The sequence below is a fragment of the Enterobacter sp. QK-SA4 genome (assembly GCF_056856775.1).
This window is the reverse complement of the sequence record NZ_JBXFXH010000007.1, coordinates 3374985-3401216: the sequence shown is the minus strand read 5'-3', so window position 1 is coordinate 3401216 and position 26232 is coordinate 3374985. Positions and strand designations below refer to the sequence as shown.

Annotated in this window: 25 protein-coding genes and 1 pseudogene; 15 read left to right on the top strand and 11 right to left on the bottom strand. The window is 50.5% G+C overall.

All coding sequences use genetic code 11. The features are described 5' to 3' along the window. The first annotated feature begins 212 nt into the window (after positions 1–212). On the top strand, positions 213–1256 hold the full coding sequence (nadA, locus tag AC1VYI_RS18035) for a quinolinate synthase NadA (RefSeq protein ID WP_047742477.1): 1044 nt from the start codon (positions 213–215) through the stop codon (positions 1254–1256). A gap of 22 nt (positions 1257–1278) precedes the next feature. Further along, positions 1279–1998 carry a nicotinamide riboside transporter PnuC gene (pnuC, locus tag AC1VYI_RS18030; protein WP_134866649.1) on the top strand — a complete coding sequence of 240 codons (720 nt, stop codon included), beginning with the start codon at positions 1279–1281 and terminating at the stop codon, positions 1996–1998. Here the strand turns inward: pnuC and zitB are convergent. Together zitB and AC1VYI_RS18020 are read right to left on the bottom strand one after the other, a co-directional pair. Next, complete coding sequence (gene zitB / locus AC1VYI_RS18025) at positions 1995–2933, bottom strand: CDF family zinc transporter ZitB (protein ID WP_134866648.1); 939 nt, start codon at positions 2931–2933, stop codon at positions 1995–1997. The two genes, pnuC and zitB, sit on opposite strands and share 4 nt — an antisense overlap. 106 nt (positions 2934–3039) lie before the next feature. After that, positions 3040–3420, bottom strand: coding sequence for a protein YbgS (locus AC1VYI_RS18020; protein WP_045357765.1), 381 nt, complete (start codon positions 3418–3420; stop codon positions 3040–3042). A gap of 304 nt (positions 3421–3724) precedes the next feature. Here AC1VYI_RS18020 and aroG point away from each other — a divergent pair, with 304 nt between their 5' ends. After that, on the top strand, positions 3725–4777 hold the full coding sequence (aroG, locus tag AC1VYI_RS18015) for a 3-deoxy-7-phosphoheptulonate synthase AroG (protein ID WP_008501110.1): 1053 nt from the start codon (positions 3725–3727) through the stop codon (positions 4775–4777). A gap of 60 nt (positions 4778–4837) precedes the next feature. Here the strand turns inward: aroG and gpmA are convergent, their stop codons facing one another. From gpmA to modE, 7 genes are all read right to left on the bottom strand, one after another. Continuing rightward, positions 4838–5590 (bottom strand): 2,3-diphosphoglycerate-dependent phosphoglycerate mutase, encoded by a 753-nt coding sequence (gene gpmA / locus AC1VYI_RS18010; RefSeq protein ID WP_023310804.1) that lies wholly within the window; start codon positions 5588–5590, stop codon positions 4838–4840. A 206-nt stretch (positions 5591–5796) separates the two neighbouring features. Beyond that, on the bottom strand, positions 5797–6837 hold the full coding sequence (gene galM / locus AC1VYI_RS18005; RefSeq protein WP_134866647.1) for a galactose-1-epimerase: 1041 nt from the start codon (positions 6835–6837) through the stop codon (positions 5797–5799). Further along, positions 6831–7979 (bottom strand): galactokinase, encoded by a 1149-nt coding sequence (galK, locus tag AC1VYI_RS18000; protein WP_045403812.1) that lies wholly within the window; start codon positions 7977–7979, stop codon positions 6831–6833. The genes galM and galK overlap by 7 nt, the downstream gene beginning before the upstream one ends. Before the next feature lie 5 nt (positions 7980–7984). Then, a complete protein-coding gene (galT, locus tag AC1VYI_RS17995) occupies positions 7985–9031 on the bottom strand; it encodes a galactose-1-phosphate uridylyltransferase (RefSeq protein WP_045357773.1) in 1047 nt (348 codons plus the stop codon). Positions 9032–9040: 9 nt separating this feature from the next. Continuing rightward, complete coding sequence (gene galE, locus AC1VYI_RS17990) at positions 9041–10057, bottom strand: UDP-glucose 4-epimerase GalE (RefSeq protein ID WP_023334950.1); 1017 nt, start codon at positions 10055–10057, stop codon at positions 9041–9043. Between the two features lie 201 nt (positions 10058–10258). Continuing rightward, positions 10259–11731, bottom strand: a complete 1473-nt coding sequence (modF, locus tag AC1VYI_RS17985) for a molybdate ABC transporter ATP-binding protein ModF (RefSeq protein WP_134866646.1) — start codon at positions 11729–11731, stop codon at positions 10259–10261. Between the two features lie 67 nt (positions 11732–11798). Continuing rightward, the gene (gene modE, locus AC1VYI_RS17980) at positions 11799–12587 is read right to left on the bottom strand and encodes a molybdenum-dependent transcriptional regulator (RefSeq protein WP_332964258.1); all 789 of its coding nucleotides are present in this window, start codon (positions 12585–12587) and stop codon (positions 11799–11801) included. 127 nt (positions 12588–12714) lie between these two features. Between modE and AC1VYI_RS17975 the strand changes: the two genes are divergently transcribed. The 4 genes from AC1VYI_RS17975 (at position 12715) to modC (ending at position 15566) form a co-directional block, all read left to right on the top strand. After that, complete coding sequence (locus AC1VYI_RS17975; RefSeq protein ID WP_023310811.1) at positions 12715–12864, top strand: AcrZ family multidrug efflux pump-associated protein; 150 nt, start codon at positions 12715–12717, stop codon at positions 12862–12864. A 178-nt stretch (positions 12865–13042) separates the two neighbouring features. Further along, on the top strand, positions 13043–13816 hold the full coding sequence (gene modA / locus AC1VYI_RS17970) for a molybdate ABC transporter substrate-binding protein (RefSeq protein ID WP_023310812.1): 774 nt from the start codon (positions 13043–13045) through the stop codon (positions 13814–13816). Then, a complete protein-coding gene (gene modB / locus AC1VYI_RS17965; protein ID WP_023310813.1) occupies positions 13816–14505 on the top strand; it encodes a molybdate ABC transporter permease subunit in 690 nt (229 codons plus the stop codon). The genes modA and modB overlap by 1 nt, the downstream gene beginning before the upstream one ends. Positions 14506–14507: 2 nt before the next feature. Next, the gene (gene modC, locus AC1VYI_RS17960) at positions 14508–15566 is read left to right on the top strand and encodes a molybdenum ABC transporter ATP-binding protein ModC (protein WP_134866645.1); all 1059 of its coding nucleotides are present in this window, start codon (positions 14508–14510) and stop codon (positions 15564–15566) included. Here the strand turns inward: modC and AC1VYI_RS17955 are convergent. After that, positions 15567–16184: pseudogene (locus tag AC1VYI_RS17955) on the bottom strand (pyridoxal phosphatase); the annotation flags it as partial. It lies immediately after the preceding gene. Between the two features lie 31 nt (positions 16185–16215). On the opposite strand from AC1VYI_RS17955, the gene AC1VYI_RS17950 reads away from it, so the two are divergent. The 8 genes from AC1VYI_RS17950 to AC1VYI_RS17915 all read left to right on the top strand — a co-directional run bounded on the left by AC1VYI_RS17950 (position 16216) and on the right by AC1VYI_RS17915 (position 24822). Beyond that, positions 16216–18030: a recombinase family protein gene (locus AC1VYI_RS17950; RefSeq protein ID WP_158513739.1), complete on the top strand. Its 1815-nt coding sequence runs from the start codon at positions 16216–16218 to the stop codon at positions 18028–18030. 349 nt (positions 18031–18379) lie between these two features. Continuing rightward, positions 18380–19500 (top strand): IS3-like element ISSen4 family transposase gene (locus tag AC1VYI_RS17945; protein WP_087451024.1). Its coding sequence is split into 2 segments (ribosomal slippage): positions 18380–18638 and positions 18638–19500, totalling 1122 coding nucleotides; the frame shifts between segments, so codons are not numbered across the junction. Between the two features lie 73 nt (positions 19501–19573). Next, the gene (locus AC1VYI_RS17940) at positions 19574–20044 is read left to right on the top strand and encodes a hypothetical protein (protein ID WP_126850932.1); all 471 of its coding nucleotides are present in this window, start codon (positions 19574–19576) and stop codon (positions 20042–20044) included. 850 nt (positions 20045–20894) lie between these two features. Continuing rightward, complete coding sequence (locus tag AC1VYI_RS17935; protein ID WP_482883366.1) at positions 20895–21599, top strand: EAL domain-containing protein; 705 nt, start codon at positions 20895–20897, stop codon at positions 21597–21599. 213 nt (positions 21600–21812) lie between these two features. Further along, entirely contained in the window at positions 21813–22412 is a 600-nt protein-coding gene (locus AC1VYI_RS17930; RefSeq protein ID WP_126850930.1) for a hypothetical protein, read from the top strand. A 319-nt stretch (positions 22413–22731) separates the two neighbouring features. Continuing rightward, entirely contained in the window at positions 22732–23025 is a 294-nt protein-coding gene (locus AC1VYI_RS17925; RefSeq protein ID WP_023292988.1) for a hypothetical protein, read from the top strand. A 106-nt stretch (positions 23026–23131) separates the two neighbouring features. After that, positions 23132–23572, top strand: coding sequence for a hypothetical protein (locus AC1VYI_RS17920; RefSeq protein WP_059305894.1), 441 nt, complete (start codon positions 23132–23134; stop codon positions 23570–23572). A gap of 575 nt (positions 23573–24147) precedes the next feature. Next, entirely contained in the window at positions 24148–24822 is a 675-nt protein-coding gene (locus AC1VYI_RS17915; protein ID WP_148110390.1) for an EAL domain-containing protein, read from the top strand. Between the two features lie 191 nt (positions 24823–25013). On the opposite strand, the gene AC1VYI_RS17910 is transcribed toward AC1VYI_RS17915, so the two are convergent. Continuing rightward, positions 25014–26134 (bottom strand): IS3-like element ISSen4 family transposase gene (locus tag AC1VYI_RS17910; RefSeq protein WP_087451024.1). Its coding sequence is split into 2 segments (ribosomal slippage): positions 25014–25876 and positions 25876–26134, totalling 1122 coding nucleotides; the frame shifts between segments, so codons are not numbered across the junction. Positions 26135–26232 lie beyond the last annotated feature (98 nt).

Genomic DNA, 26232 nt, shown 5'->3' with positions numbered 1-26232 from the left:
GCGCCCTAAAGGCGCCTTTTTGCTATCTGCCGTCTGTGCAGGTCGGGCAAGGCGAAGCCGCCGGCCGACAAATGCTATCCGCACCTATTTCCGGTGACTTTTCCTCTCATATTCGCTATCTTGTTTAGTATACAAAACACAATTGCCATGCGTTTTGCTATGTCATGCAAAAGAAAGGCAATATTGTTAAGCCCGTAAAACGAGAAGCCATAATGAGTGTGATGTTTGATCCTGAAGCCGCAATCTATCCGTTTCCGCCAAAGCCTGTCCCGCTAAGCCAGGACGAAAAGCAATTCTACCGTGAGAAGATCAAACGTCTTCTTAAAGAACGAGATGCGGTGATGGTGGCCCATTACTACACCGACCCGGAAATTCAGCAGCTGGCGGAAGAGACCGGGGGCTGTATTTCTGACTCACTGGAGATGGCACGCTTCGGTGCAAAACATCCCGCTTCCACGCTGCTGGTTGCTGGCGTGCGTTTTATGGGCGAAACGGCAAAGATCCTGAGCCCTGAAAAAACCATTCTGATGCCGACGCTTAATGCGGAGTGTTCCCTGGATCTCGGCTGCCCGATTGACGAGTTCACGGCCTTCTGCGACGCTCACCCTGACCGGACCGTGGTGGTTTACGCCAACACCTCTGCGGCGGTAAAAGCGCGTGCAGACTGGGTTGTCACCTCCAGCATCGCCGTTGAGCTGATTGAACATCTGGACAGCCTTGGCGAGAAAATTATCTGGGCGCCTGACCGCCATCTTGGAAATTATGTCCAGAAGCAGACGGGGGCTGACGTTCTCTGCTGGCAGGGTGCCTGCATTGTGCACGACGAATTCAAAACCCAGGCGCTGGCGCGCATGAAGGCACTTTATCCTGACGCCGCTATTCTTGTTCACCCTGAATCACCCCAGTCTATTGTCGACATGGCGGACGCCGTGGGCTCAACCAGCCAGCTTATCAACGCGGCCAGGACGTTGCCTCACAAGCAGCTCATCGTGGCGACCGATCGCGGTATTTTCTACAAGATGCAGCAGGCCGTGCCGGAGAAAGAGCTCCTTGAAGCGCCAACGGCGGGTGAGGGCGCAACGTGTCGCAGCTGTGCGCACTGCCCGTGGATGGCGATGAACGGCCTGAAGGCCATTGCCGAAGGGCTCGAGACGGGCGGTGCGGCACATGAAATCCATGTGGATGCCGCCCTGCGTGAAGGTGCGTTAATTCCGCTTAACCGCATGCTGGATTTTGCGGCTACACTACGTACTTAATTCAAAACGTCCCGGGGAAAAGATGGATTTTTTTAGCACGCAGAACATTCTGGTTCATATACCGATTGGTGCAGGTGGCTATGACCTGTCATGGATTGAGGCCGTTGGCACGCTGGCGGGATTACTCTGCATCTGGCTGGCAAGCCTGGAGAAGATCAGCAACTACGCGTTCGGGCTGATTAACGTTACGCTGTTTGCGATTATCTTCTTCCAGATCCAGCTGTACGCCAGCCTGCTTTTGCAGCTGTTCTTCTTTGCGGCCAATATTTACGGCTGGTACGCGTGGTCGCGTCAGAACAGCCAGCAGGAGGCAGAGCTGCAGATCCGCTGGCTGCCCTTGCCGAAAGCCATCGCCTGGTTTGTCGCCTGTCTGGTCGCCATTGGTTTAATGACCGTCTACATCAACCCGGTGTTTGCGTTCCTGACCCGCGTTGCCGTGTCGGTCATGTCCGGTTTCGGCCTGAACGTGACGATGCCCGAGCTCCAGCCGGATGCCTTCCCGTTCTGGGATTCCTGCATGATGGTGCTGTCGATTGCGGCGATGATCCTGATGACGCGAAAATACGTTGAGAACTGGCTGCTGTGGGTCATCATCAACGTTATTAGCGTAGCGATCTTCGCTCTGCAGGGCGTCTATGCGATGTCGCTGGAATATCTGCTGTTGACCTTCATCGCGCTGAACGGCAGCCGGATGTGGATTAACAGCGCGCGTGAGCGAGGTTCTCGCGCGCTTTCCAGCTAGTGGTGATGCTGATGTGAATGTCCGGACTGCGCCTCGTTGAGGTGGCAGTCCGGCCCGTTACAGGGCTGATATTCCATCTGGATGGTGGCGTGGCCAATTTCGTAGTGATGTTCAAGAAAATGCTGGATGCGCTCAAGCAGCGCATCGTGGTCGTGAGGCGGGATCACCTGGACGTGCAGCGTCATGACCGGTTTTTCCCCCACCAGCCAGACGTGCACGTGATGAACATTGCGGACTTCCGGGACTGAACGGCGCAGGTTGCGCTTCAACTCTTCAATATCCATAGATGTCGGTGCCCCTTCAAGCAGTTCATTCACGCTCTCCTTCAGCAGTCGCCAGGCGCTGCGCAAGACCAGACATGACACCAGCACGGACAGAATCGGATCGACAGGCGTCCAGCCGGTATAGAGGATCACCAGCGCGGCGACGATCGCCCCGACTGAGCCGAGCAAATCACCCAGGACATGCAGAGCCGCAGCGCGCACGTTGAGGTTCTTTTCTCCGCTGCCGCGGTGCAGAATCCAGAAGGCCAGGATATTTGCCAGCAGCCCCGCCACGGCAATCACCATCATTGTTGTCCCGGCGATTGGCTGCGGGTGTGTGAAGCGCTGTACGGCCTCCCAGACGATAAGAACGGTGATGACCACCAGCGCAATAGCGTTCACAAACGCGGCAAGGGTTGTCAGCCTCAGCCAGCCGAAGGTATGGCGCGCATTGGGAGGACGACGCGCAAACTGTACCGCCAGGAGGGCGAAGAGCAGCGCTGCGGCATCGGTCAGCATGTGTCCGGCATCAGCCAGTAGCGCCAGAGAGCCGGAAATCAGGCCGCCAATGACCTCGATAACCATAAACGTTGCCGTAACGCCAAAGGCCAGCATCAGTCGTTTAGCGTTGTCGTTGCCGGGAGAGTGTGAGTGGGAATGGGAGTGCGCCATATCTGCTTTCCTGATGTGTTATTGTTTTTAGTGTAGCGTTTTTAATAGGTTACTCCAAAAAGAAAGGAGAGCCTGAGCTCTCCTTTTTCTTACCGGTTACCACCCCTTACTGGGTTGTGCCATCGGTTTTGGTATTCGCGTCGTTCCCTACTTTATCATTAGGATCGGGGCATTTGCCGTCCTTACACATCGAGTTCTTATGAACCTCATCCGAACTCATATTGTCATGATTCATGGTGCCGGCACCGCTGCTGTTAGGATGCAGCATAGTGCCGCCGGTGTTGGTGTTACCGGTATTGATCTGGCTGTTGTCGACATTATTCGGGGCGATATTCTGTTTCGCATCAGGGGCGGGCTGGCCTGCTGCCGCAGCGGCATTCGCATCACCGTTGCTGTCTGATGTGCCCGTTTCCGCGGCCAGGACGCTGCCGCTGGCCAGAGTGAGTGTGGCGGTCAGGAAGAGGGTTGCCAGTTTTGTCATTTTCATCATGGTGCTCCTGTTCTTGTCGTTACGCTGGATAACTTTCTCCAACAGTGCATCTCTTTCAGAGGCGAAAGATTCCTCCTCACGGACTTACGTCAGTAGGGAATCGCGTTTAAGCGTTTAAAATTGGTTGTTACAGTTAAAAAGCTTAGGTTAGATCTCGTTTTTCGCTATTTTGTGGCGATTTTTAGGCGAATTCCAGGAATTATCTGCGTGAAGTGTAAAACCGTGTTTACACTTCCTGGTCGACAAGATAGATTGAAAGGATTGCTTTCATTACTAAAGATATGGCAGAGCTGGAACGAAGATGAATTATCAGAACGACGATTTACGCATTAAAGAGATCAATGAGTTATTACCTCCTGTAGCGCTCCTTGAGAAATTCCCCGCCACTGAAAATGCCGCAAACACGGTTTCTCATGCTCGTAAAGCGATCCATAAGATCCTGAAAGGTAATGACGATCGTCTTCTGGTGGTGATTGGCCCGTGCTCCATTCACGATCCTGCAGCTGCGAAAGAGTACGCAGCCCGTCTGCTCACCCTCCGTGAAGAGCTGAAGGACGAGCTTGAAATCGTCATGCGCGTTTATTTTGAAAAACCGCGCACCACCGTGGGCTGGAAAGGGCTGATTAACGATCCGCATATGGATAACAGCTTCCAGATCAACGACGGTCTGCGCATTGCGCGCAAGCTGCTGCTGGAGATCAACGACAGCGGCCTGCCTGCTGCCGGTGAATTCCTGGACATGATTACGCCACAATACCTGGCAGACCTGATGAGCTGGGGCGCAATTGGTGCGCGCACGACTGAATCTCAGGTTCACCGCGAGCTGGCGTCCGGTCTCTCTTGCCCGGTGGGTTTCAAAAACGGCACTGACGGCACCATTAAGGTGGCTATCGACGCCATCAACGCAGCGGGTGCGCCGCACTGCTTCCTGTCCGTAACCAAATGGGGCCATTCCGCCATCGTTAACACCAGCGGGAACGGTGACTGCCATATCATTCTGCGCGGCGGCAAAGAGCCGAACTACAGCGCGAAACACGTGGCAGAAGTGAAGGTCGGGCTGGAAAAAGCCGGGCTGCCACCGCAGGTGATGATCGATTTCAGCCATGCCAACTCCAGCAAGCAGTTTAAAAAGCAGATGGAAGTGGGTGCAGACGTCTGCCAGCAGATTGCCGGCGGTGAGAAGGCGGTGATTGGGGTGATGATCGAAAGCCATCTGGTTGAAGGTAACCAGAACCTGGAAGGCAGCGAGCCGCTGGTGTATGGCAAAAGCGTCACCGATGCCTGCATTGGCTGGGACGATACCGATGCTATCCTGCGTCAGCTGGCGAATGCGGTAAAAGCGCGTCGCGGCTGAATTCTCAGTCACAAATAAAAAGCGCGGAAGGCTCCGCGCTTTTTTTATATCTGGCGAAAATTACTTCGCTTTACCCTGGTTCGCGACAGCCGCTGCTTTCGCCGCGATCTCTTCTGCGTTACCCAGATAGTAGTGTTTGATTGGCTTGAAGTTTTCGTCGAACTCATACACCAGCGGTACGCCAGTTGGGATGTTCAGTTCGAGGATTTCGTCTTCACCCATGTTGTCCAGGTATTTCACCAGCGCACGCAGGGAGTTACCGTGAGCCGCGATGATCACGCGCTCGCCGCTTTTCAGGCGTGGCAGAATGGTTTCGTTCCAGTAAGGCACAACGCGGTCGATGGTCAGCGCCAGGCTTTCGGTGGTTGGCAGCTCAGCGTCGGTCAGCTTCGCGTAACGCGGATCGTGGCCCGGGTAGCGCTCGTCATCTTTGGTCAGCTCTGGTGGGGTGATTGCGAAGCCGCGACGCCACTGTTTAACCTGCTCGTCGCCATATTTCTCAGCGGTTTCCGCTTTGTTCAGGCCCTGCAGCGCACCGTAGTGACGTTCGTTCAGTTTCCAGGACTTCTCAACCGGCAGCCAGGCCTGATCCAGTTCGTCCAGCACGTTCCACAGGGTGTGGATGGCACGTTTCAGCACAGAGGTGTAAGCAAAATCAAAGCTGAAGCCTTCTTCCTTCAGCAGTTTACCTGCTGCTTTTGCTTCGCTTACGCCTTTCTCAGACAGATCAACGTCGTACCAACCGGTAAAGCGGTTTTCGTTGTTCCACTGGCTTTCGCCGTGACGCACCAGAACCAGCTTAGTAATAGCCATCTCTTACTCCTCAAGCATTTTTAGAATGATAACAATTCTCATTATATTGCCGTGGCCGTGCCACCAGCAACGCTTAACCCTAACCATAGCGAAAATAGTCTCTGAGTGTAAGATGCTTGTGAATCCAGGGTTATGATTTTGTCTGCGATCGGCGCTATTTTCAGCAAGGCGCGCAGAAAAAAGCCCTCCGGAGGGAGGGCTGGATATTAATGCGGAATAAAATGATATTCCGTCACGCTCACGTACTCTTCACCCGGGCGCAGCACGCAGTCCGGCTGTGGCCATTCGGTATGATTCGGGCTGTCCGGCAGGAACTCGCTCTCCAGCGCCAGGCCTTGCCAGTCGCTGTACTCATCGTGTTCGCGCGCCGTCGTACCTCCGAGGTAGTTGCCTGAGTAAAACTGCAGGGCGGGGGCGGTGGTATAAACCGTCATCTGCAGTTTCTCATCCGCAGACCAGACCTGCGCGGCAGGCTGTTTCACATCGCCTTTGGCCTGCAGCAGGAAAGCGTGATCGTAGCCTTTCACCTTGCGCTGATCGTCATCGCTCATGAAATCCTGGGCGATGGACTTCGCGCTGCGGAAGTCAAAGCTGGTGCCGCTCACGTCTTTGAGGCCCTGATACGGAATGCCCATCTCGTCAACCGGCAGATACGCATCCGCCAGGATCTGCAGCTTATGGTTACGCACGTCGCACTGGCTACCGTCCAGGTTGAAATACGCGTGATTGGTCAGATTGACCGGACACGGCCTGTCGACCGTCGCACGGTATTCGATGGCGATACGGTTGTCGTCGGTCAGCGTAAAGCGCGCGGATGCGACAAGGTTCCCCGGAAAGCCCTGGTCGCCATCAGGCGAATCCAGCGAGAACAGAACTTCGCCATCGTTTTGACGAACAATCTTCCAGCGGCGTTTATCAAACCCGTCCGGTCCGCCGTGCAGCTGGTTCTCACCCTGGCTTGGAAGCAGGGTGTACTGCACGCCGTCGAGTTCAAAACGGCTTTTCGCGATGCGGTTAGCATAGCGCCCAACGGACGCGCCAAGATAGGCGGACTGATTGACGTACTGCTCAGGCGAGGCGCAGCCGAGCAGAGTCTCACGCACGCTGCCGTCCGGCATCGGTACGCGGGCAGAAAGAAGGGTTGCCCCCCAGTCCATCACCGTAACGACCATCCCCGCGCGATTGCGCAGGGTTAACAGGCGATACGGCAGACCATCCGGTGCAAGGGTAGGTGTTTCGTTTAGCACTGTCCGGCTCCTTGTGATGCTTTGCAAACATAGAAGGTTTCTTTGATGCCCGTTTTTGCTTCGTACTGCTTCGCCACGGCATCCTGTACGGCAGGGACCAGCTCCTCAGGCACCAGCGCAACGATGCAGCCGCCAAAACCGCCGCCCGTCATGCGCACGCCGCCTTTGTCGCCGATGGTGGCTTTAACGATGTCCACCAGGGTGTCGATCTGCGGCACGGTGATTTCAAAATCATCGCGCATGGAGGCGTGAGATTCCGCCATCAGCTCACCCATGCGTTTCAGATCGCCTTTCGCCAGCGCGGACGCGGCTTCAACGGTACGGGCATTTTCCGTCAGCACGTGACGAACGCGTTTGGCGACGACCGGATCCAGCTCGTGTGCCACTTTGTTAAATTCATTGAGCGTCACGTCGCGCAGGGCAGGCTGCTGGAAGAAGCGGGCGCCGGTTTCGCATTGCTCGCGGCGGGTATTGTATTCGCTGCCCACCAGCGTGCGCTTAAAGTTGCTGTTAATGATGACGACAGCCGCGCCTTTTGGCAGGGGAACGGCTTTGGTACCCAGCGAGCGGCAATCAATTAACAGGGCATGCTCTTTTTTGCCGAGCGCGGAGATCAGCTGGTCCATAATGCCGCAGTTACAGCCCACGAACTGATTTTCTGCTTCCTGACCATTCAGGGCAATTTGCGCGCCGTCCAGCGGCAGATGATAAAGCTGCTGGAACACGGTGCCCACGGCGACTTCCAGCGACGCAGAGGAGCTTAAGCCCGCACCCTGCGGCACGTTGCCGCTGATAACTAAATCGGCGCCGCCAAAGTTCTTGTTGCGCTTCTGAAGGTGTTTCACCACGCCGCGCACGTAGTTAGACCACTGCTGGCTGTCGTGCGTCACAATCGGGGCATCGAGAGAAAACTCGTCCGTCTCATTACCGTAATCCGCCGCAATCACGCGAACTTTACGGTCGTCGCGCTTCGCGCAGCTGATGACTGTCTGGTAATCGATGGCGCACGGCAGCACGAAACCGTCGTTATAGTCGGTGTGTTCACCGATCAGGTTAACGCGGCCTGGCGCCTGGATAACGTGGGTGGCAGGGTAGCCAAATTTCTCAGCAAACAGGGATTGGGTTTTATCTTTCAGACTCATTTTTTTTAGACTCCTGATTCGCGATAGTGGACGTCGCTAACGGCACGCAGACGTTCTGCCGCCTGTTCCGCCGTCAGGTCACGCTGGGTTTCCGCCAGCATTTCATAGCCCACCATAAATTTACGCACCGTCGCAGAGCGCAGCAGCGGCGGATAGAAATGGGCGTGCAGCTGCCAGTGTTGATTCTCTTCGCCGTTAAACGGGGCGCCGTGCCAGCCCATGGAGTACGGGAAGGAGCACTGGAACAGGTTGTCGTAACGGCTGGTGAGCTTTTTCAGCGCCAGGGCAAGGTCGTCGCGCTGCGCGTCGCTGAGATCGGTGATGCGCTGCACGTGTGCTTTCGGCAGCAGCAGCGTTTCAAACGGCCAGGCGGCCCAGTAAGGGACGACGGCCAGCCAGTGTTCGGTTTCCACCACGGTGCGGCTGCCGTCGGCCAGCTCGCGCCGGGTATAGTCCACCAGCATCGGCGAACCGTTTTCCGCGAAATACGCTTTCTGCAGACGGTCTTCACGCTCGGCTTCGTTAGGCAGGAAGCTGTTCGCCCAGATCTGGCCGTGCGGGTGCGGGTTTGAGCAGCCCATGGCCGCGCCTTTGTTTTCGAACACCTGCACCCACGGATAGCTCTGCCCCAGCTCTGCGGTTTGCGCCTGCCAGGTGCTGACGACCTCTTTCAGCGCGTCCACGCTCAGCTCGGGCAGCGTTTTGCTGTGATCCGGCGAGAAGCAGATCACGCGACTGGTTCCGCGCGCGCTTTCGCAGCGCATCAGCGGATCGTGGCTTTCCGGCGCGTCCGGCGTGTCGGTCATCAGGGCGGCAAAATCGTTGGTGAACACGAAGGTGCCTTTGTAGTCAGGGTTTTTGTCCCCGGTGACGCGCGTGTTGCCCGGACAGAGGAAGCAGTCCGGGTCATGCTGTGGCAGCGTCTGTTTTGCAGGCGTCTCCTGAGCCCCCTGCCAGGGGCGCTTGGCGCGATGCGGGGAGACCAAAATCCATTGCCCGCTTAACGGGTTAAAACGACGATGCGGATGATCGACGGGATTAAATTGCGTCATTACGGATCCTTAGTCCGGATAGCCTTGCGGGTGGCGTGACTGCCAGTGCCAGGTATCCTGTGCCATTTCATCAAGCGTGCGCGTCACACGCCAGTTGAGCTCTTTGTCGGCTTTGGTGGCATCGGCCCAGTAAGCAGGCAGGTCGCCATCACGACGCGGAGCGAAGTGGTAGTTAACCGGCTTACCGCAGGCTTTGCTGAAGGCGTTAACCACGTCCAGCACGCTGCTGCCGACCCCGGCGCCGAGGTTGTAAATATGCACGCCCGGTTTGTTGGCCAGCTGCTGCATAGCCGCAACGTGACCGTCGGCCAAATCCATCACGTGGATGTAGTCGCGCACGCCGGTGCCGTCTTCGGTCGGATAGTCATTGCCAAAAATCGCCAGCGAGTCGCGGCGACCCACGGCAACCTGGGCGATATACGGCATCAGGTTGTTCGGGATGCCCTGCGGATCTTCACCCATGTCGCCGGACGGATGCGCGCCGACCGGGTTGAAGTAGCGCAGCAGCGCGATGCTCCACTCCGGCTGCGCTTTTTGCAGGTCGGTCAGGATCTGCTCCACCATCAGCTTGCTTTTGCCGTACGGGCTTTGCGGGGTACCGGTCGGGAAGCTTTCAACGTAAGGGATTTTGGGCTGATCGCCATAGACGGTGGCGGAGGAGCTGAAGATAAAGTTTTTGACGTTGGCCGCGCGCATGGCGGAGATGAGACGCAGGGTACCGTTGACGTTGTTGTCGTAATACTCGAGCGGCTTCGCAACGGATTCACCGACCGCTTTCAGACCCGCGAAGTGGATCACCGCTTCGATGGCGTGGTCGTGAAGGATCTCGGTCATCAGCGCTTCGTTGCGGATGTCGCCTTCCACGAAAGTCGGTTGTTTACCGCCAAGGCGTTCAATCACCGGCAGCACGCTGCGCTTACTGTTGCACAGGTTGTCGAGGATGATGACGTCGTGACCGTTTTGCAGCAGTTGCACGCAGGTATGACTACCTATGTAACCGCTACCACCTGTTACCAGAACTCGCATATTTCGCTCCATTGGGCTTATGGTATGTAATAACCATAGCATAACAGAGACGCGAAAAGTGTGACATGGGATAAAATAGTGGAATCGTTTACACTCGTTTTCACACTCGCTTTTACAATGACTCCGAGCATTCTAGATCAAAGAGATAGCGATGTATTGATGCAAGTTATCTGAAAAAGAGGAGGGCAGAGCCCTCCACGGTTAATCGACGTTGCTGAGAAGGTAGCGATAACCCTCACCGTCCGGCACAAACTCCAGGCGATGCGTGATGCAGACGGGGGCATCTTCGGCATGGTGTGAAACGAACAGCAGCTGCGTTTCACCTTCGCTAATCAGGACATCCACAAAGCGGCGGATAAGCTGGCGGTTCAACGGGTCGAGTCCCTGCAGCGGTTCGTCGAGAATCAGCAGCGTAGGGTGTTTCACCAGCGCGCGAACGATCAGCGCCAGACGCTGCTGCCCCCACGACAGACTATGAAACGGCGCGTCAGCGACCCGGTTGTCCATGCCCAGGATATCCAGCCACTGCTGGGCCATCTTGTGCTGTTTGTCCGACACCGCCTGATAAATACCGATGGAATCAAAATATCCGGAAAGGATCACGTTGCGTACCGTGGTACTGACCCGGTAATCCAGATGCAGGCTGCTGCTGACATAGCCGATATGTTTTTTTATATCCCAGATGGTTTCGCCGCTGCCGCGACGCCGACCAAACAGCGTCAGATCGTTGCTATAGCCCTGCGGGTGATCGCCGGTGATCAGGCTCAGCAGCGTGGATTTCCCCGCGCCGTTAGGGCCGACAATCTGCCAGTGTTCGCCGGGATTGACCGTCCAGCTAAGACGGTTGAGGATCGGGCGATCGTCATAAGAGACAATCCCCTCTCGCAGCACGATGCGCGGCTGGTGGGGATCGAGCGCATGGCGGGCCGAAGGGGCGTCAGGTTCCGGAAGGGTAATTCCGTCGAGCTGTTCGCTGTGCGCGAGCTGGGCAATCAGCGCCTGCTTAAGCAGCGCGGTTTTTTCGCCGGTCTCGGTCAGGTTACAGTCGGCCAGTACGCCCGCGTGCTGAATAAAGTCCGGAATTTCATCGAAGCGGTTAAGCACCAAAACCAGGGTATATCCCTGCTGATTAAGCGACTCCAGCAGGGACGCCAGCTGCGCACGGGACTGCACGTCAAGGCCGTCAAACGGTTCGTCGAGGATAAGCAGGTCGGGCTCGCTCATCAGCGCCTGGCAAAGCAGCGTTTTTCGCGTCTCGCCGGTAGAAAGGTATTTGAAGCGCCGGTTGAGCAGGGCGGTGATACCGAACCGTTCTGCCAGGCGCTGACAGCGGGCGGGATCTTTCACCTCATCCTGAATTATTTCCGCCGTCGTACGGCCGGTATCTTCTTCGCCTGGGCTGAGTAAATCAGTGTTATTGCGCTGCCACTCCTCGCTTACCAGCTTTTGCAGTTGTTCAAACGACAGGCGCGTCAGGCGCGTAAAGTCGCCCTGGTATTCGCCCTTGAGGAGGGGGAGTTCGCCGGCCAGCGCGCGGGCCAGCGCAGATTTACCGCTGCCGTTAGTGCCGACAAACGCCCAGCTTTCACCCGCGCGTATCGTCAAATCAGCAATCGTCAGCGTTCGGGTATCGCTAAGACGAAACGTGCCTTGCGAAATATGCAATGATGACATGATTTATCCCTGTTTTTGCAGCACCAGATATCAGGGATACGCACTGTCGGCGCGATTGTCAATGCGCTCAGCACAATGTGGCGATAATCACCCGGTCTGCGTTGAACCAGGCGGTAACGACAGAACCGTCTTCTAAACATTCCGCTTCGCTAAGCGGTATCGTCGCGCAAAGCGGTTGCCCGTCTGCCAGGGTCATTAGCACTTCGCACTGCGCCTGGCCGCGTTCGATATGGCTAATTGCGCCCTGAAGCTGGTTATCAGCCGCCTTTGCGGCGTCGGGATCGCGCGTAATATTGACCCACGGCGCTTTCAGCAGAACCAGCACCTCTTTACCTTCATCCAGCTCAAGACGTTCCGCGCTTTGCGCCGTTATGGCGGCCTTCAGACGAGTGGTGCCATCGGCAAGCAGGATCTCAATATGCTGCTGTACCTGGAGATTGTCGCGCGCCGTCACCGTTCCAAACCACTGGTTGCGGGCGCTGGTTTGTAACGAGAAGCGGGAAATGGCGGCCAGCAAGCTGTCCAGCGGAACGTTATCGTCGTCGCTCAACACATCGAACGCCTTTTGCTGGATCTGGGCCAGCAGATCGTAAAGCTGAATAAGGCGCTGGCCATAGCGCGTCACGATCGCGCCGCCGCCGCCTTTGCCGCCTGTGGCTCTGTCCACCAGCTGTTGTTCGCTCAGGGTGTTCATTTCGTTGATGGCGTCCCAGGCACTTTTGTAGCTGATGCCCGCGTTTTTCGCCCCCTGGCTAATCGAGCCCGTTTGTTCTATTTGTTTAAGCAGGGCGATACGCCGCGGATCGGCGAAAAGCTTTTGCTGAAGTCGTAGAGTGAGAAGAATTTCGGCCTGCATAACAGTGTCCTGGCAAAAAGAGTATTGTGGCCTAAATGGTGCAGGGCGCAAAGAGTACCGCACAAAAGGGGATGTTTTTCTCACTTGAAAGGGTAGAATGAGCTATTCACAATATCTGGAGAAAACCATGTTAGAGTTGTTGAAAAGTCTGGTATTCGCCGTGATCATGGTACCAGTAGTGATGGCCATCATCCTCGGTGCCATCTACGGCCTGGGTGAAGTGTTCAACGTCTTTTCGAACATTGGTCACAAAGACCAGGCTAAAAAGCAGCATTGATTCCCTACAAAACGCCCGGCGAGTCCGGGCGTTTTGCTCTCAAGATTTTCCCGTCTACGCCGATATTATTTAACGCATCACCCCGGTTTACCCCTTCAGCGGTACGATTAAACGCTGGGATCTCCCTGACGTTACCGTTATATTAATATGTATATAACGCTACTCACAGGAGTTACAGATGGCACGTTCATGGGTACGCCTTTTCGCAGGGGCAACGCTGACGCTTTCACTTACCGGACACGCGCTGGCGGACGAAGGTAAAATTACGGTCTTTGCGGCGGCGTCGCTGACCAACGCGCTGCAGGACATCGCGGCGGCGTATAAAAAAGAGAAAAACGTCGAGGTGGTCTCCTCGTTTGCCTCTTCCTCTACGCTGGCGCGCCAGATAGAAGCGGGCGCGCCGGCGGATCTGTTCATCTCGGCTGACCAGAAGTGGATGGATTACGCGGCGGAGAAAAAAGCGATAGATGCGACAACCCGCGAAACGCTGCTGGGCAATAGCCTGGTTGTCGTGGCGCCAAAAGCCAGCGTGCAGGCGGACTTCACCATCAACAAACAGACCAACTGGACGAGACTGCTGAACGGTGGCCGTCTGGCTGTGGGCGACCCGGAGCACGTTCCGGCCGGGATTTATGCCAAAGAAGCGCTGCAAAAGCTGGGTGCATGGGAGACATTGTCACCGAAGCTGGCCCCGGCGGAAGATGTGCGCGGCGCGCTGGCGCTGGTAGAGCGCAATGAAGCTCCGCTGGGCATTGTGTATGGCTCTGATGCCGTTGCCAGTAAAGGGGTAAAAGTAGTCGCAACGTTCCCGGAAGACTCCCACAAGAAAGTGGAATATCCTGTTGCGATTGTTGATGGACATAAAAATGCGGCCGTGACGGCCTTCCGCGATTACCTGAAAGGGCCGGAGGCGTCCGCAATCTTTAAACGCTATGGATTTACGACTCACTGATGATATTGACCGATCCTGAATGGCAGGCTGTTCTGCTGAGCCTTAAAGTCTCTTCCCTGGCGGTTGCGCTGAGCTTGCCCTTTGGGATCTTCTTTGCCTGGCTACTGGTTCGCTGTCGGTTTCCCGGCAAAGCGCTGCTCGACAGCGTGCTTCATCTTCCGCTCGTGTTGCCGCCCGTGGTGGTCGGTTATCTGCTGTTAATTTCCATGGGGCGACGCGGTTTTATTGGCGAAAAACTTTACGACTGGTTTGGGCTGACGTTTGCGTTTAGCTGGCGCGGTGCGGTACTGGCGGCGGCGGTGATGTCATTCCCGCTGATGGTGAGGGCGATCCGCCTCGCGCTGGAAGGCGTGGACATAAAGCTCGAACAGGCGGCCCGTACGCTCGGTGCCGGGCGCTGGCGCGTCTTTTTCACCATCACGCTTCCCCTGACGTTACCCGGCATTATTGTCGGGACGGTACTGGCCTTCGCCCGCTCGCTGGGCGAGTTTGGCGCGACGATCACGTTTGTGTCGAACATCCCCGGCGAGACGCGAACCATCCCATCGGCAATGTATACTCTGATTCAAACGCCGGGCGGTGAAGGCGCGGCGGCGCGGCTGTGTATTATTTCAATTGTGCTGGCGCTGGCATCGCTAATGGTGTCTGAATGGCTGGCGCGGCTCAGCCGCCAGCGGATGGGGAAATAAGCATGCTGGAACTCCATTTCACCCAGACGCTGGGAAACCATACCCTGACGCTTAACGAGACGCTGCCGGCAAGCGGAATCACCGCCATCTTTGGCGTGTCGGGGGCGGGAAAAACGTCGCTGATAAATGCTATCAGTGGTCTGACGCGGCCGCAGTCAGGACGGATTGTATTGAATAACCGCGTCTTAAACGACGTGGAAAACAAGGTTTATCTCACGCCGGATAAACGCCGCATTGGCTATGTTTTCCAGGACGCGCGCTTATTCCCGCACTACAGCGTGCGCGGCAACCTGCGTTACGGCATGGCGAAAAGCATGGCCGGACAGTTTGATAAGCTGGTGACGCTTTTAGGCATTGAGCCTCTGCTCGACAGGCTGCCATCGTCGCTCTCCGGCGGAGAAAAACAGCGCGTGGCCATTGGCCGCGCGTTGCTGACCGCGCCCGAACTGCTGCTGCTCGACGAACCGCTGGCCTCGCTCGATATTCCGCGTAAACGCGAACTTCTGCCTTATCTACAGCGCCTGACCCGGGAAATTAATATTCCGATGCTCTACGTCAGCCATTCGCTGGATGAGATCCTCCATCTGGCCGACAGGGTGCTGGTGCTGGAAGAGGGCAGCGTGAAGGCCTTCGGCAACCTGGAAGAGGTGTGGGGCAGCAGCGTAATGCACCCGTGGTTACCCAGGGAACAGCAGAGCAGCATTCTTAAAGTGAGCGTTCTGGAACACCATCCGCACTACGCGATGACCGCCCTGGCGCTGGGCGACCAGCATCTTTGGGTCAATAAGATCGACAAACCGCTACAGTCCGCGCTGAGAGTTCGCATCCAGGCGTCGGACGTCTCGCTGGTGCTGCAGCCGCCGCTGCAAACCAGTATTCGAAATATTCTGCGCGCCAAAGTGGCGGAGTGTTTTGATGATAACGGGCAGGTGGAAGTGAAGCTTGAAGTCGGCAGCAGGACGCTCTGGGCGCGCATCAGCCCGTGGGCGAGGGATGAGTTAGGGATCAAACCCGGCCTGTGGCTTTACGCGCAAATTAAGAGCGTCTCGATCACCGCCTGATTACAGCAGGTGGGTGTAAATGTACTGTGCGATGCTGTCGGTGGTGTTGTCACCAATCACCACGTTGGCGCGGGCTTTCACCGCGTCGTCGGCATTGCCCATCGCAACGCCGGTACCGGCGGCTTCCAGCATGCTGATGTCGTTGTAGTTGTCGCCGAAGGCGATCACGTCACGCATCGACCCGCCCTGAGATTCTACATACTGCGTCAGGCGCTTGCCTTTGCTGTTGCCTTTGCGGGCAATGTCCACCTGGTCATGCCAGGACCATTCGCACTCCAGACCCAGCGTTTGTTCCACGTGTTTTGCGAAGGTATTCAGTTTGGTGGTGTCTTCATCGGTCAGGGCGAATTTCCAGATTGCCTCAACGTCCTGGGCGGCCTGACGCAGGGAGGAAACTTGGGTAAAGACCGGACGCTGCGCTTCAGGCAGGGACAAAGCCCAGTTGCTGGTGCGCACCACGTGGCCGGTAGGGCGCTCGTACAGCATCGCGTTATCCACATACATCAGTCCGTGAACGGCATGCTCATCCAGCAGATCGATCAGCTGCAGCGCCTGGGGAACCGGCAGCGGGTCGGATTCTAAAACCTTTTTTGCCTGATAATCATACAAATGTGTTATGCTTATACAAACAAAAATTAGAAGGTTTAACATGAAAAAAGTATTTGTGTATCATCGTGTTAGCTCGGATCAGCAGCTCGACGGGTCAGGTATCGCACGCCAAGCTGAACTATTAGAAGGCTACTTAGAGCGTACTGGCATTTGTGCGGAAATGGATGATCCAGCCCCAGTAGTACTATCGGATCAAGGTGTCTCAGCCTTTAAGGGTTTAAACATCTCTGAGGGTGAGTTAGGGGCATGGATGGAACAAGTACGTAATGGTATGTGGGATAGTTCTATATTGGTAGTGGAATCTATAGACCGCTTTAGGCGCCAGAACCCGTTTGATGTGATGGGTTACATCAATGCTCTAATGGCACATAACGTAGCTATTCATGATGTAATGGCTAACATAGTTATCAGCCGTAGTAATTCTAAAGATCTACCTTTTGTAATGATGAATGCTCAACGGGCATATGATGAATCTAAGTATAAAAGTGATCGTATTCGTAAAGGGTGGGCGAAGAAACGCGAACAAGCATTCAACAAAGGTACTATAGTAACTAATAAACGTCCTCAATGGATCGAAGTAGAAAATGATAAGTATGTGCTTAATCATAAAGCGGCAGTAGTTAAAGAGATATTTGCTCTTTATCAAACTGGCATGGGATGCCCCACGATTGCTAAAAAACTTCAAACGAAAGAAGGTGAGCAATATAAATTTAATCGTCCGTGGACTGGTGAACTTGTTCATAAGATTCTTACTAATCGCCGTGTAACTGGTAAGATTTTCATTTCAGAAATCATCCGTAACCATGATGATATTGAAAATCCAGTAACTCAGAAAAAGTACGATATGGACGTGTACCCTGTAGTGATTAATGAAGAAGAATTTGAATTAGTACAGGAATTGCTAAAGTCTCGTCGTCCTAATGCTGGACGTGTTACCGTGAAGAAAGACGGACAGGAAGAAGTACTGATTAAAAGTAATTTGTTTAGTGGTATCGCTCGTTGTACTGAATGCGGCGGGCCAATGTATCATAATGTGGTTCGTGCTAAACGTACACCAAAGAAAGGCGATCCAAAAATCGAGGAATATAGATACATTCGTTGCCTCAATGAACGTGATGGACTTTGCGAAAATAAAGCTATGACCTATGAAACAGTAGAGCGTTTTGTAGTAGAGCATTTATTAGGCATGGATCTAAACACTGTGATTAAAGAACAAGAATTCAATCCTGAAATTGAAGTGATACGTATTCAAATTGATCAAGTTAAGGATCAGATCACTAACTATGAAAATGGTATTGAACGGCGTAAAAGTGCTGGTAAAGCTGTCTCTTTTGAAATGAGGGAAGAATTGGATGATGCCAAGTTAGAATTAGAACAGTTATTAGCACGTCAGGCTTCATTAGCTACAGTACAAGTAGATTTACCAGTACTACAGGATGTTAACGTTACTGAATTATATAATGTGAATAACGTCGACATACGCACACGTTATGAGAATGAACTTAACAAGATTGTTTCTAATATTCGTCTAAAGCGTAACGGCAATTTTTACACAATTGACATTATCTACAAGCAGAACGAGCTGAAAAGGCATGTCCTTTTTATAGAGAATAAGAAGAAAGAACAAAAGTTAATCAGTGAGGTGATCATTGAAAATGTTGATGGTGCTAAATTCTATTACACACCATCTTTCGTAATTAGTGTTAAAGATGGTGAGATCCGTTTTCAGCAGACAAAAGAAGATCTTACAATCATTGATTATTCGCTATTGCTGAACTATGTAGATGCTGTAGATCGATGTGATGCCGTAGGTGTTTGGATGCGAAACAATATGAGTTTCTTATTCACTAAGTAACGAGTATCCTAAACATAAAACGAAAGAAACCTCTTAATTGACTTGTAACGTCAGCAGAGCCATCAAAAATGCGATTTTAGAATCTTGCTTCAGCCGTGAAGATTTTTTGAAAAATACAAAGTTGAGTAATGATAGTATTTCTCTTTTAAAAATGTAACTAACAATCGTTACATGTATTTTTGTGATAAATCTAACGTTACTTCCAAAGTACATAGTGATGTACTTGAAAGTAGTCTATAGTTAAATTGACAATAATAATAATGTAGTATCAGTTGAGTTGACCTGCCCCCCGTTGATTAGTACACCCCGATGTTAGTAATGTCTTCATAAGCCACATGAGGACATCCCCATGAAGAAGCGTTTTTCCGACGAACAGATCATCAGTATTCTCCGCGAAGCCGAAGCTGGGGTACCCGCCCGTGAACTCTGCCGCAAGCATGCCATTTCCGATGCCACGTTTTACACCTGGCGTAAGAAGTATGGCGGTATGGAGGTGCCTGAAGTTAAGCGCCTGAAGTCGCTTGAGGAAGAGAACGCCAGACTCAAGAAGCTGCTTGCCGAAGCCATGCTGGATAAAGAGGCGCTTCAGGTGGCTCTTGGGCGAAAGTACTGACGACAGACCAGAAGCGGGAAGCCGTGATGTTGATGTGTGATGCGACCGGTCTGTCGCAACGTCGTGCCTGCAGGCTTACAGGTTTATCCCTGTCGACTTGCCGCTATGAGGCTCACCGTCCGGCTGCTGATGCGCATTTATCAGGGCGCATCACTGAGCTGGCACTGGAGCGCAGGCGTTTTGGCTACCGTCGTATTTGGCAGTTGCTGCGCCGTGAAGGGCTTCATGTTAATCATAAGCGCGTGTACCGGCTTTATCACCTCAGTGGCCTGGGCGTAAAACGCAGAAGACGTCGTAAAGGGCTGGCAACAGAACGTCTGCCGCTGCTCCGTCCGGCGGCGCCCAATCTGACCTGGTCGATGGATTTCGTCATGGACGCACTTTCCACCGGTCGCAGGATCAAGTGTCTTACCTGCGTCGATGATTTCACAAAGGAATGCCTGACGGTCACTGTTGCCTTTGGGATTTCAGGCGTTCAGGTCACGCGTATTCTGGACAGCATTGCACTGTTTCGAGGCTATCCGGCGACGATAAGAACTGACCAGGGGCCGGAGTTCACTTGCCGTGCACTGGATCAATGGGCCTTTGAGCATGGTGTTGAGTTGCGCTTAATCCAGCCGGGCAAGCCAACGCAGAACGGATTTATTGAGAGCTTTAACGGACGATTTCGCGATGAATGTTTGAATGAGCACTGGTTCAGCGATATCGTTCATGCCAGGAAAATTATTAATGACTGGCGGCAGGATTATAACGAATGCCGCCCGCACTCCACGCTGAATTATCAGACACCGTCTGAATTTGCAGCGGGCTGGAGAAAGGGTCATTCTGAGAATGAAGATTCCGACGTTACTAACTGAGTGTTGTATCTAATCGTGGGGGCAGGTCAGCTATCATGTAGGAGTGACAGCCCCATATTAAGGGGGAATTATAATGGCGAGAAAAGAAACAATACACAATAATCAAATGATCCAGAATGAACTACGTTTCATTTGCTTTAATTCACTATCTAGTGAAGCAAAAGAAGTAATGCGTGGAATAATCCAGGAAAGTACTTTTCTAGGTAAAAACCGTGTACCGGAAGAAGATGTATTTGCGATAGTAAAGAATGCTCCTGAATTCAGTGAAGTTATGGTATTTGAACATCTAAAACTATTCAGACAGAATAAAAATCAAAACTATCCAGATAGTAAATCATCGCGTGAAAAGTACAAACGCATAGCAACCCTAGTATCACAGGCGTTTGAAGTACTACTAAAGGAAGGGAAATCCCTTAATAGAATGAAGCAATACAAACCAAAGAAAACCGTAACAGAAGAACATGTAGCACTAGTTGAACTGCTAAAAGATGAAGGTGCGGATCTTATTACCTTAATTGAACGACTAGTAGCAATGAATAAGTAATTGATTTATATGTAAATAATAACCGTAACTATAACCGTATTGTATACGTCGAAAATACGGTTATTATGAGTAAAATACGGTTGATGCCACAACATATAGTAGTTAAATCAATGGGTTACATACCACATATTGATTCCCGTAACTTAATATAATATACACTTTAAAGTAAATGACTTACTTGTCTATTCAGTATCATAGAGCCTAACTCGCTTTGCTCGTTAGTCTCTGTAAAACCAAAAAGATAAGATCGTAAACTTGCGTTTTCTCGCTAGTCACTCGAAGAACGCCACGTCTTTTGTTTTTGTCTATCGACTACTGAAGGAAGTGAAAACCTATACTGTTTGGGGTCTGCCGTCTTTTGGAGTAACTACGCGGGCTTTGCCCTTGTCGGGTTATCGGGCTGTTTAAGCCCTTACTATTAATTAATCTACTACTGGTACAGTACTACCAGAACTATGGACTTATCAGATGATGAGGCAGTATACTTCCAACAATCATTAGTTAACTAAAGTTAGGTACAATAATCTGAGTAATTAATATCTTATCTGATCATCTAAAGGTAGAATCACCAGATAATTCCATATAACCTTTATGGTCTATTTGTGACTTTATTAGCACCGATTAACATTAAGAAATCATTAGGAAAGATGATACTTACGTAAATGATTGAAATAAAATATTAAACCCTCTGAAAACCGGATATTAGAGACAAGTACACAATTTACATTCGAAACCTTGAAAACATGTAGATAACAGGTATGTTTATAGGTATAGCTCGCTAAATAATTAAATTTATTAACTTATTCTCATTTAGATTACTTACAATACTTCAAGAGGGGAAGTGATTGATATGAAACATTTTTTCATAGTGGAGCCATTAGTAGACCCAGTTTCAATGAGGTTAAGAGGGGTTGAAATATTAACTCGCTTCCAAGATCAGTATGGTAAGTTTTACCCGCCGGATACTGTCATTCAGAGCATGAGCAATGAAGAAAGATGTTTGTTACTCAGAGAGCAAGTCACTGCTATCAAAGAAAAAAATGATTTCTTCACAAAGAACAATCTGTTGTGTAGTCTTAATGTTAACAGGGATATGATTGAATGTATCAATCGCACACCTGAAGAAGATTGCCTATTAAAGGGTATGAATTATGTGCGGCTTGAAATTTCAGAGAGTCTAGCAACATGTGAACTACACACCCGTACTAAACTAATAGAAGCACTATGTACTAGATTTGGTAAGGTATGGCTGGATGATTTGGGAGCAGGATATTGTGATATAAGCATGGTTGATGCTTCTCAGTATGAATTGATTAAGATTGATCGTGAATACTTCTGGCGGGAAGCCAAGAAAGAACAGCCATTCAAAGGTTTGATACTCTATAAAAATAAATGTAATAAAATCGTCTTTGAGGGCGTAGAGACAGATGAACAACTTGAACTAGCTAGACGTTTAGAGGTATGGGGTGTACAAGGTTACTTGTTTAACTCTTGTAAATTAATCGATATTGAAAGTCTGGCACTTCGCTATGACTATATAAGGCTGACAAATTAATATCTAGAATCGTTATGTGCTATAAAATTCTGCCCCTTGATAATGGTATATATGAGATATATCGCTTGAGTGAAAGCAGCGATGATTCTTTTACTCAGTTAGCCCGGACTATCCTTAGTTCACATGAGGTTTTACTAACGAATCCACAGGTGTATCCCGACATTTCATATATAGACTATATTATGTTCTACGTACCCTAGTTAAGGAAGAAAAATGAATTATAATAAATGTGACTATTCTGCTATAGAATTAGTGGATGGTGTAATCTTTCGCATGAAAGATGATATTACTGGTTTTTATAAGTTAGTTGATAATGAAAAATATTACTATTATCATTTTGAGGATGGCGTCTATACACGTACTGATGGTTTAGTAACAATAGATAAGGGTGATCTTTTTTCTAATCTACTTGAGCTGAGAGCGGAGAGTTTCATTTATATCACAGACCAAAATATAGAAATGCCTCAGAGTGAATTCCGTAGTGCTTTTTTATATTTCGATAGTTTACGAGTCAGCATTGAAAGCATTGATGGAAACATGTCAATAAAATCATTTGATTATAAAACTGATACTGAAATTCAAACTTATAATGATGTACTACAGTTCTATAATCACATCATTGATAATAAATGTGCGTATTATGGAAGACCCGACTTTGACAATGATATTCTTATCAATTCATTACGCAATATTGGCGTTCCAATCGACCAGGTTAAGGAACATCTTACAAGATTTGATATTTTTTGTAGAATGATTATTCCTGAATATCAGTATCCAATCTCACCAACAGAGATAAAACAGCTTAGCTATTAATTTTCTCAATGCCTTTACTACTTGGTAAGGGCATTGAGCTTTTGGATTAACTTTAAAAAAACTTATCGATAATCTTATATGGCTTTACTTCTATATCATACCTAAAGTACACTCATAACCTCACGCCCCCCACTATGGGTAGGTTTGTTGAAGGTGTGGGTGTGGCGTGAAGCTACCATACAACAGCCCTCAGTACTGTTACTCCCCCTTCAGTTTACATGTAAGTAAAGAAATTCTACATAAGGCCGATACTACCCATTGTGACTTAGAGGATGTTGAAACAACCTCTTGTATTCTAGATAGTTCACAAGGGTTACTAATGGGGAAAATTATTGTAGTTTTATTGGTGCTCATCGCTTTGTATTTCAAAATCTCAGGTGGAGATGTTAAGCATGAAGCACAGCACGAAGAACCGTCTACCCAGCTCACCAATCAAGAGTTACAGGACGCTAAGGATTTCGCTCAGGCTCTTATCCAGCGTGATTACACATGCGATAAAGTCACTAGGTTTAGCAATGCGAACTTCTCAGGCCGTATAGATGTATGGTGTGATGATCAATACCAGTATGAGATTACAAAGCCTGGTGGACGCTGGCAGGTAGTAGCGAAGTAATCTGAAAATTTCAGTACTAAGCCCTGTATGATGTGAATCTACAGGGCTTTTTCAATTTGTAAATGATATTATCATTCAGAACTTGCCTATAGTGAAGAGTGGTAAAATGAAAATTACTGTTGAAAATATCTCTGAGATGTTCGAGGGAACGAAAGAACTATTGATTGGTGGGCTGATCACGGCTGTCACTGGTTTGATTATTATAATTGGTCCAAATGGCAATGAATATGTAAAAGTGCCTTTGATGTTTGTTGCGATATTTCTAATTACTATAATACCTGGTTTTATCGCGATGCTTTTCTCACCATTAACAAAACTGACAGCAAAGATTTTTGATATTAAAAGTAGCAATATACTTTGCCGCCTGTTTTCATTTTTGTATTTCCTACTGTATTGGTTTGTAACGCTTTCAGTGTTCAACTTTATAATTAGATATGTATTAAATGTACACCCAATAGAAGATGGTATGAAAATATGCTTTGCTATTGGGTGCTTTATTGTCGCAGTAGTACAAACAAGAAGATTTTACACAATACTTATTAAGTAATTGAATATGCCCCAATAACATGAACTGTCCTACTCAATGGGGCCGTCAATGTGTAGGGGCATTTTTTAGAATGGCAGTTCTTCTTGCCCACAGAACCAATCATCAGCATGTTGTTCAACCACTCGGCGTTCAGCATGTAGATAAACTAGAGCATCCAACACCTTGTTAAAGTGTGTCTCGCTAATCAGTACAAAACAATCCCTTTCAACCGTTCCCAGCCAGAACACCCCACCTACAGAACCTTCAAATATCACCCGATCACCAACTCGAATTGTTCAAGAATACTTCCCCGATAACAGACCGTGAACCAAACCCCAGCGTGTGAGAACTGATGAACACCTCTACGTATGGATGGATCGTAACCGTTCTTATTGCCCATTTCTAAGCCCTCCACTAACCGTTAGATACTGTAAATTTATACAGTGTAATACTGAAGAACAAGACGAAACGCTAAAAATTCAATAAAAACGATCATATTAAATAAGTTAAATGATTTTCTTTAGGCGAATAGTTTCTATACTAATAGATTTGAGCGATCAATAATAGAGTATAAATCGATTAAAGAGATCAATTTGATGATAATAACTAGCTTTATAGCAGAGCCGATCATGACAACTTCAGGCCAACTGGTTGGTTGTGAATTGTTAACCCGTTTCCATTGCCAGGACTTGCCTGTACTGAACAGTAAGTACTTCATCATGGCTATGGATAATGAAAGGAAGAGGGAACTACTCACACGACAACTACAGGCCATAGAATTACGTGCTTCATGGTTCAGGGATCACCGGCTTTTCTGTACCGTTAATGTTGATACCTTACAGGCACGGCTATGTGTATATGACAGTGGTATAACTCACTTACTGGATAAGCTGGAGTTTGTCAGGTTGGAGATCTCAGAAGACTTTGAAGGGTTGGAATTGGGTATAGATCATCCGGTGTTACGAACAATGTTAAACGTAGGCTATCGCTTGTTCCTTGATGATCTTGGTTCCGGTCGGGCTAACGTTGCGGCGTTAACTACTGGATGCTATGAAGCGGTAAAAATCGATAGGGCGTTCTACCGTGAGGAAGTACAGAAACCTACATTCAACGTACTGATGAAGAACATCATGAACTATTGCCCCTATGTAATCGTAGAGGGAGTAGAGCAGCGGCAAGAGCTACCAGTACTACGCGATGCTGGAGTAACGGCAGTACAAGGATACCTGTACCGATCAGTACCGTTTGACAAGATACACAACCTTCTCTAACACCATAGTAAATACCCTATAGACAACAACTATGGGGTATACCTATGAACATCACATTACACTTCCCTAAAGGCTCTACAAGCATCATAGACGGTACTTATACAGGTTATGAGTATTCCCGTTCAGATAAGCTAATCAACGCTCATATCACGTTTGATGAATTGACCTGCCCCCACGATTAGATACAACACTCAGTTAGTAACGTCGGAATCTTCATTCTCAGAATGACCCTTTCTCCAGCCCGCTGCAAATTCAGACGGTGTCTGATAATTCAGCGTGGAGTGCGGGCGGCATTCGTTATAATCCTGCCGCCAGTCATTAATAATTTTCCTGGCATGAACGATATCGCTGAACCAGTGCTCATTCAAACATTCATCGCGAAATCGTCCGTTAAAGCTCTCAATAAATCCGTTCTGCGTTGGCTTGCCCGGCTGGATTAAGCGCAACTCAACACCATGCTCAAAGGCCCATTGATCCAGTGCACGGCAAGTGAACTCCGGCCCCTGGTCAGTTCTTATCGTCGCCGGATAGCCTCGAAACAGTGCAATGCTGTCCAGAATACGCGTGACCTGAACGCCTGAAATCCCAAAGGCAACAGTGACCGTCAGGCATTCCTTTGTGAAATCATCGACGCAGGTAAGACACTTGATCCTGCGACCGGTGGAAAGTGCGTCCATGACGAAATCCATCGACCAGGTCAGATTGGGCGCCGCCGGACGGAGCAGCGGCAGACGTTCTGTTGCCAGCCCTTTACGACGTCTTCTGCGTTTTACGCCCAGGCCACTGAGGTGATAAAGCCGGTACACGCGCTTATGATTAACATGAAGCCCTTCACGGCGCAGCAACTGCCAAATACGACGGTAGCCAAAACGCCTGCGCTCCAGTGCCAGCTCAGTGATGCGCCCTGATAAATGCGCATCAGCAGCCGGACGGTGAGCCTCATAGCGGCAAGTCGACAGGGATAAACCTGTAAGCCTGCAGGCACGACGTTGCGACAGACCGGTCGCATCACACATCAACATCACGGCTTCCCGCTTCTGGTCTGTCGTCAGTACTTTCGCCCAAGAGCCACCTGAAGCGCCTCTTTATCCAGCATGGCTTCGGCAAGCAGCTTCTTGAGTCTGGCGTTCTCTTCCTCAAGCGACTTCAGGCGCTTAACTTCAGGCACCTCCATACCGCCATACTTCTTACGCCAGGTGTAAAACGTGGCATCGGAAATGGCATGCTTGCGGCAGAGTTCACGGGCGGGTACCCCAGCTTCGGCTTCGCGGAGAATACTGATGATCTGTTCGTCGGAAAAACGCTTCTTCATGGGGATGTCCTCATGTGGCTTATGAAGACATTACTAACATCGGGGTGTACTAATCAACGGGGGGCAGGTCAGAGCTAACTGTTCATCAATATAAGTTC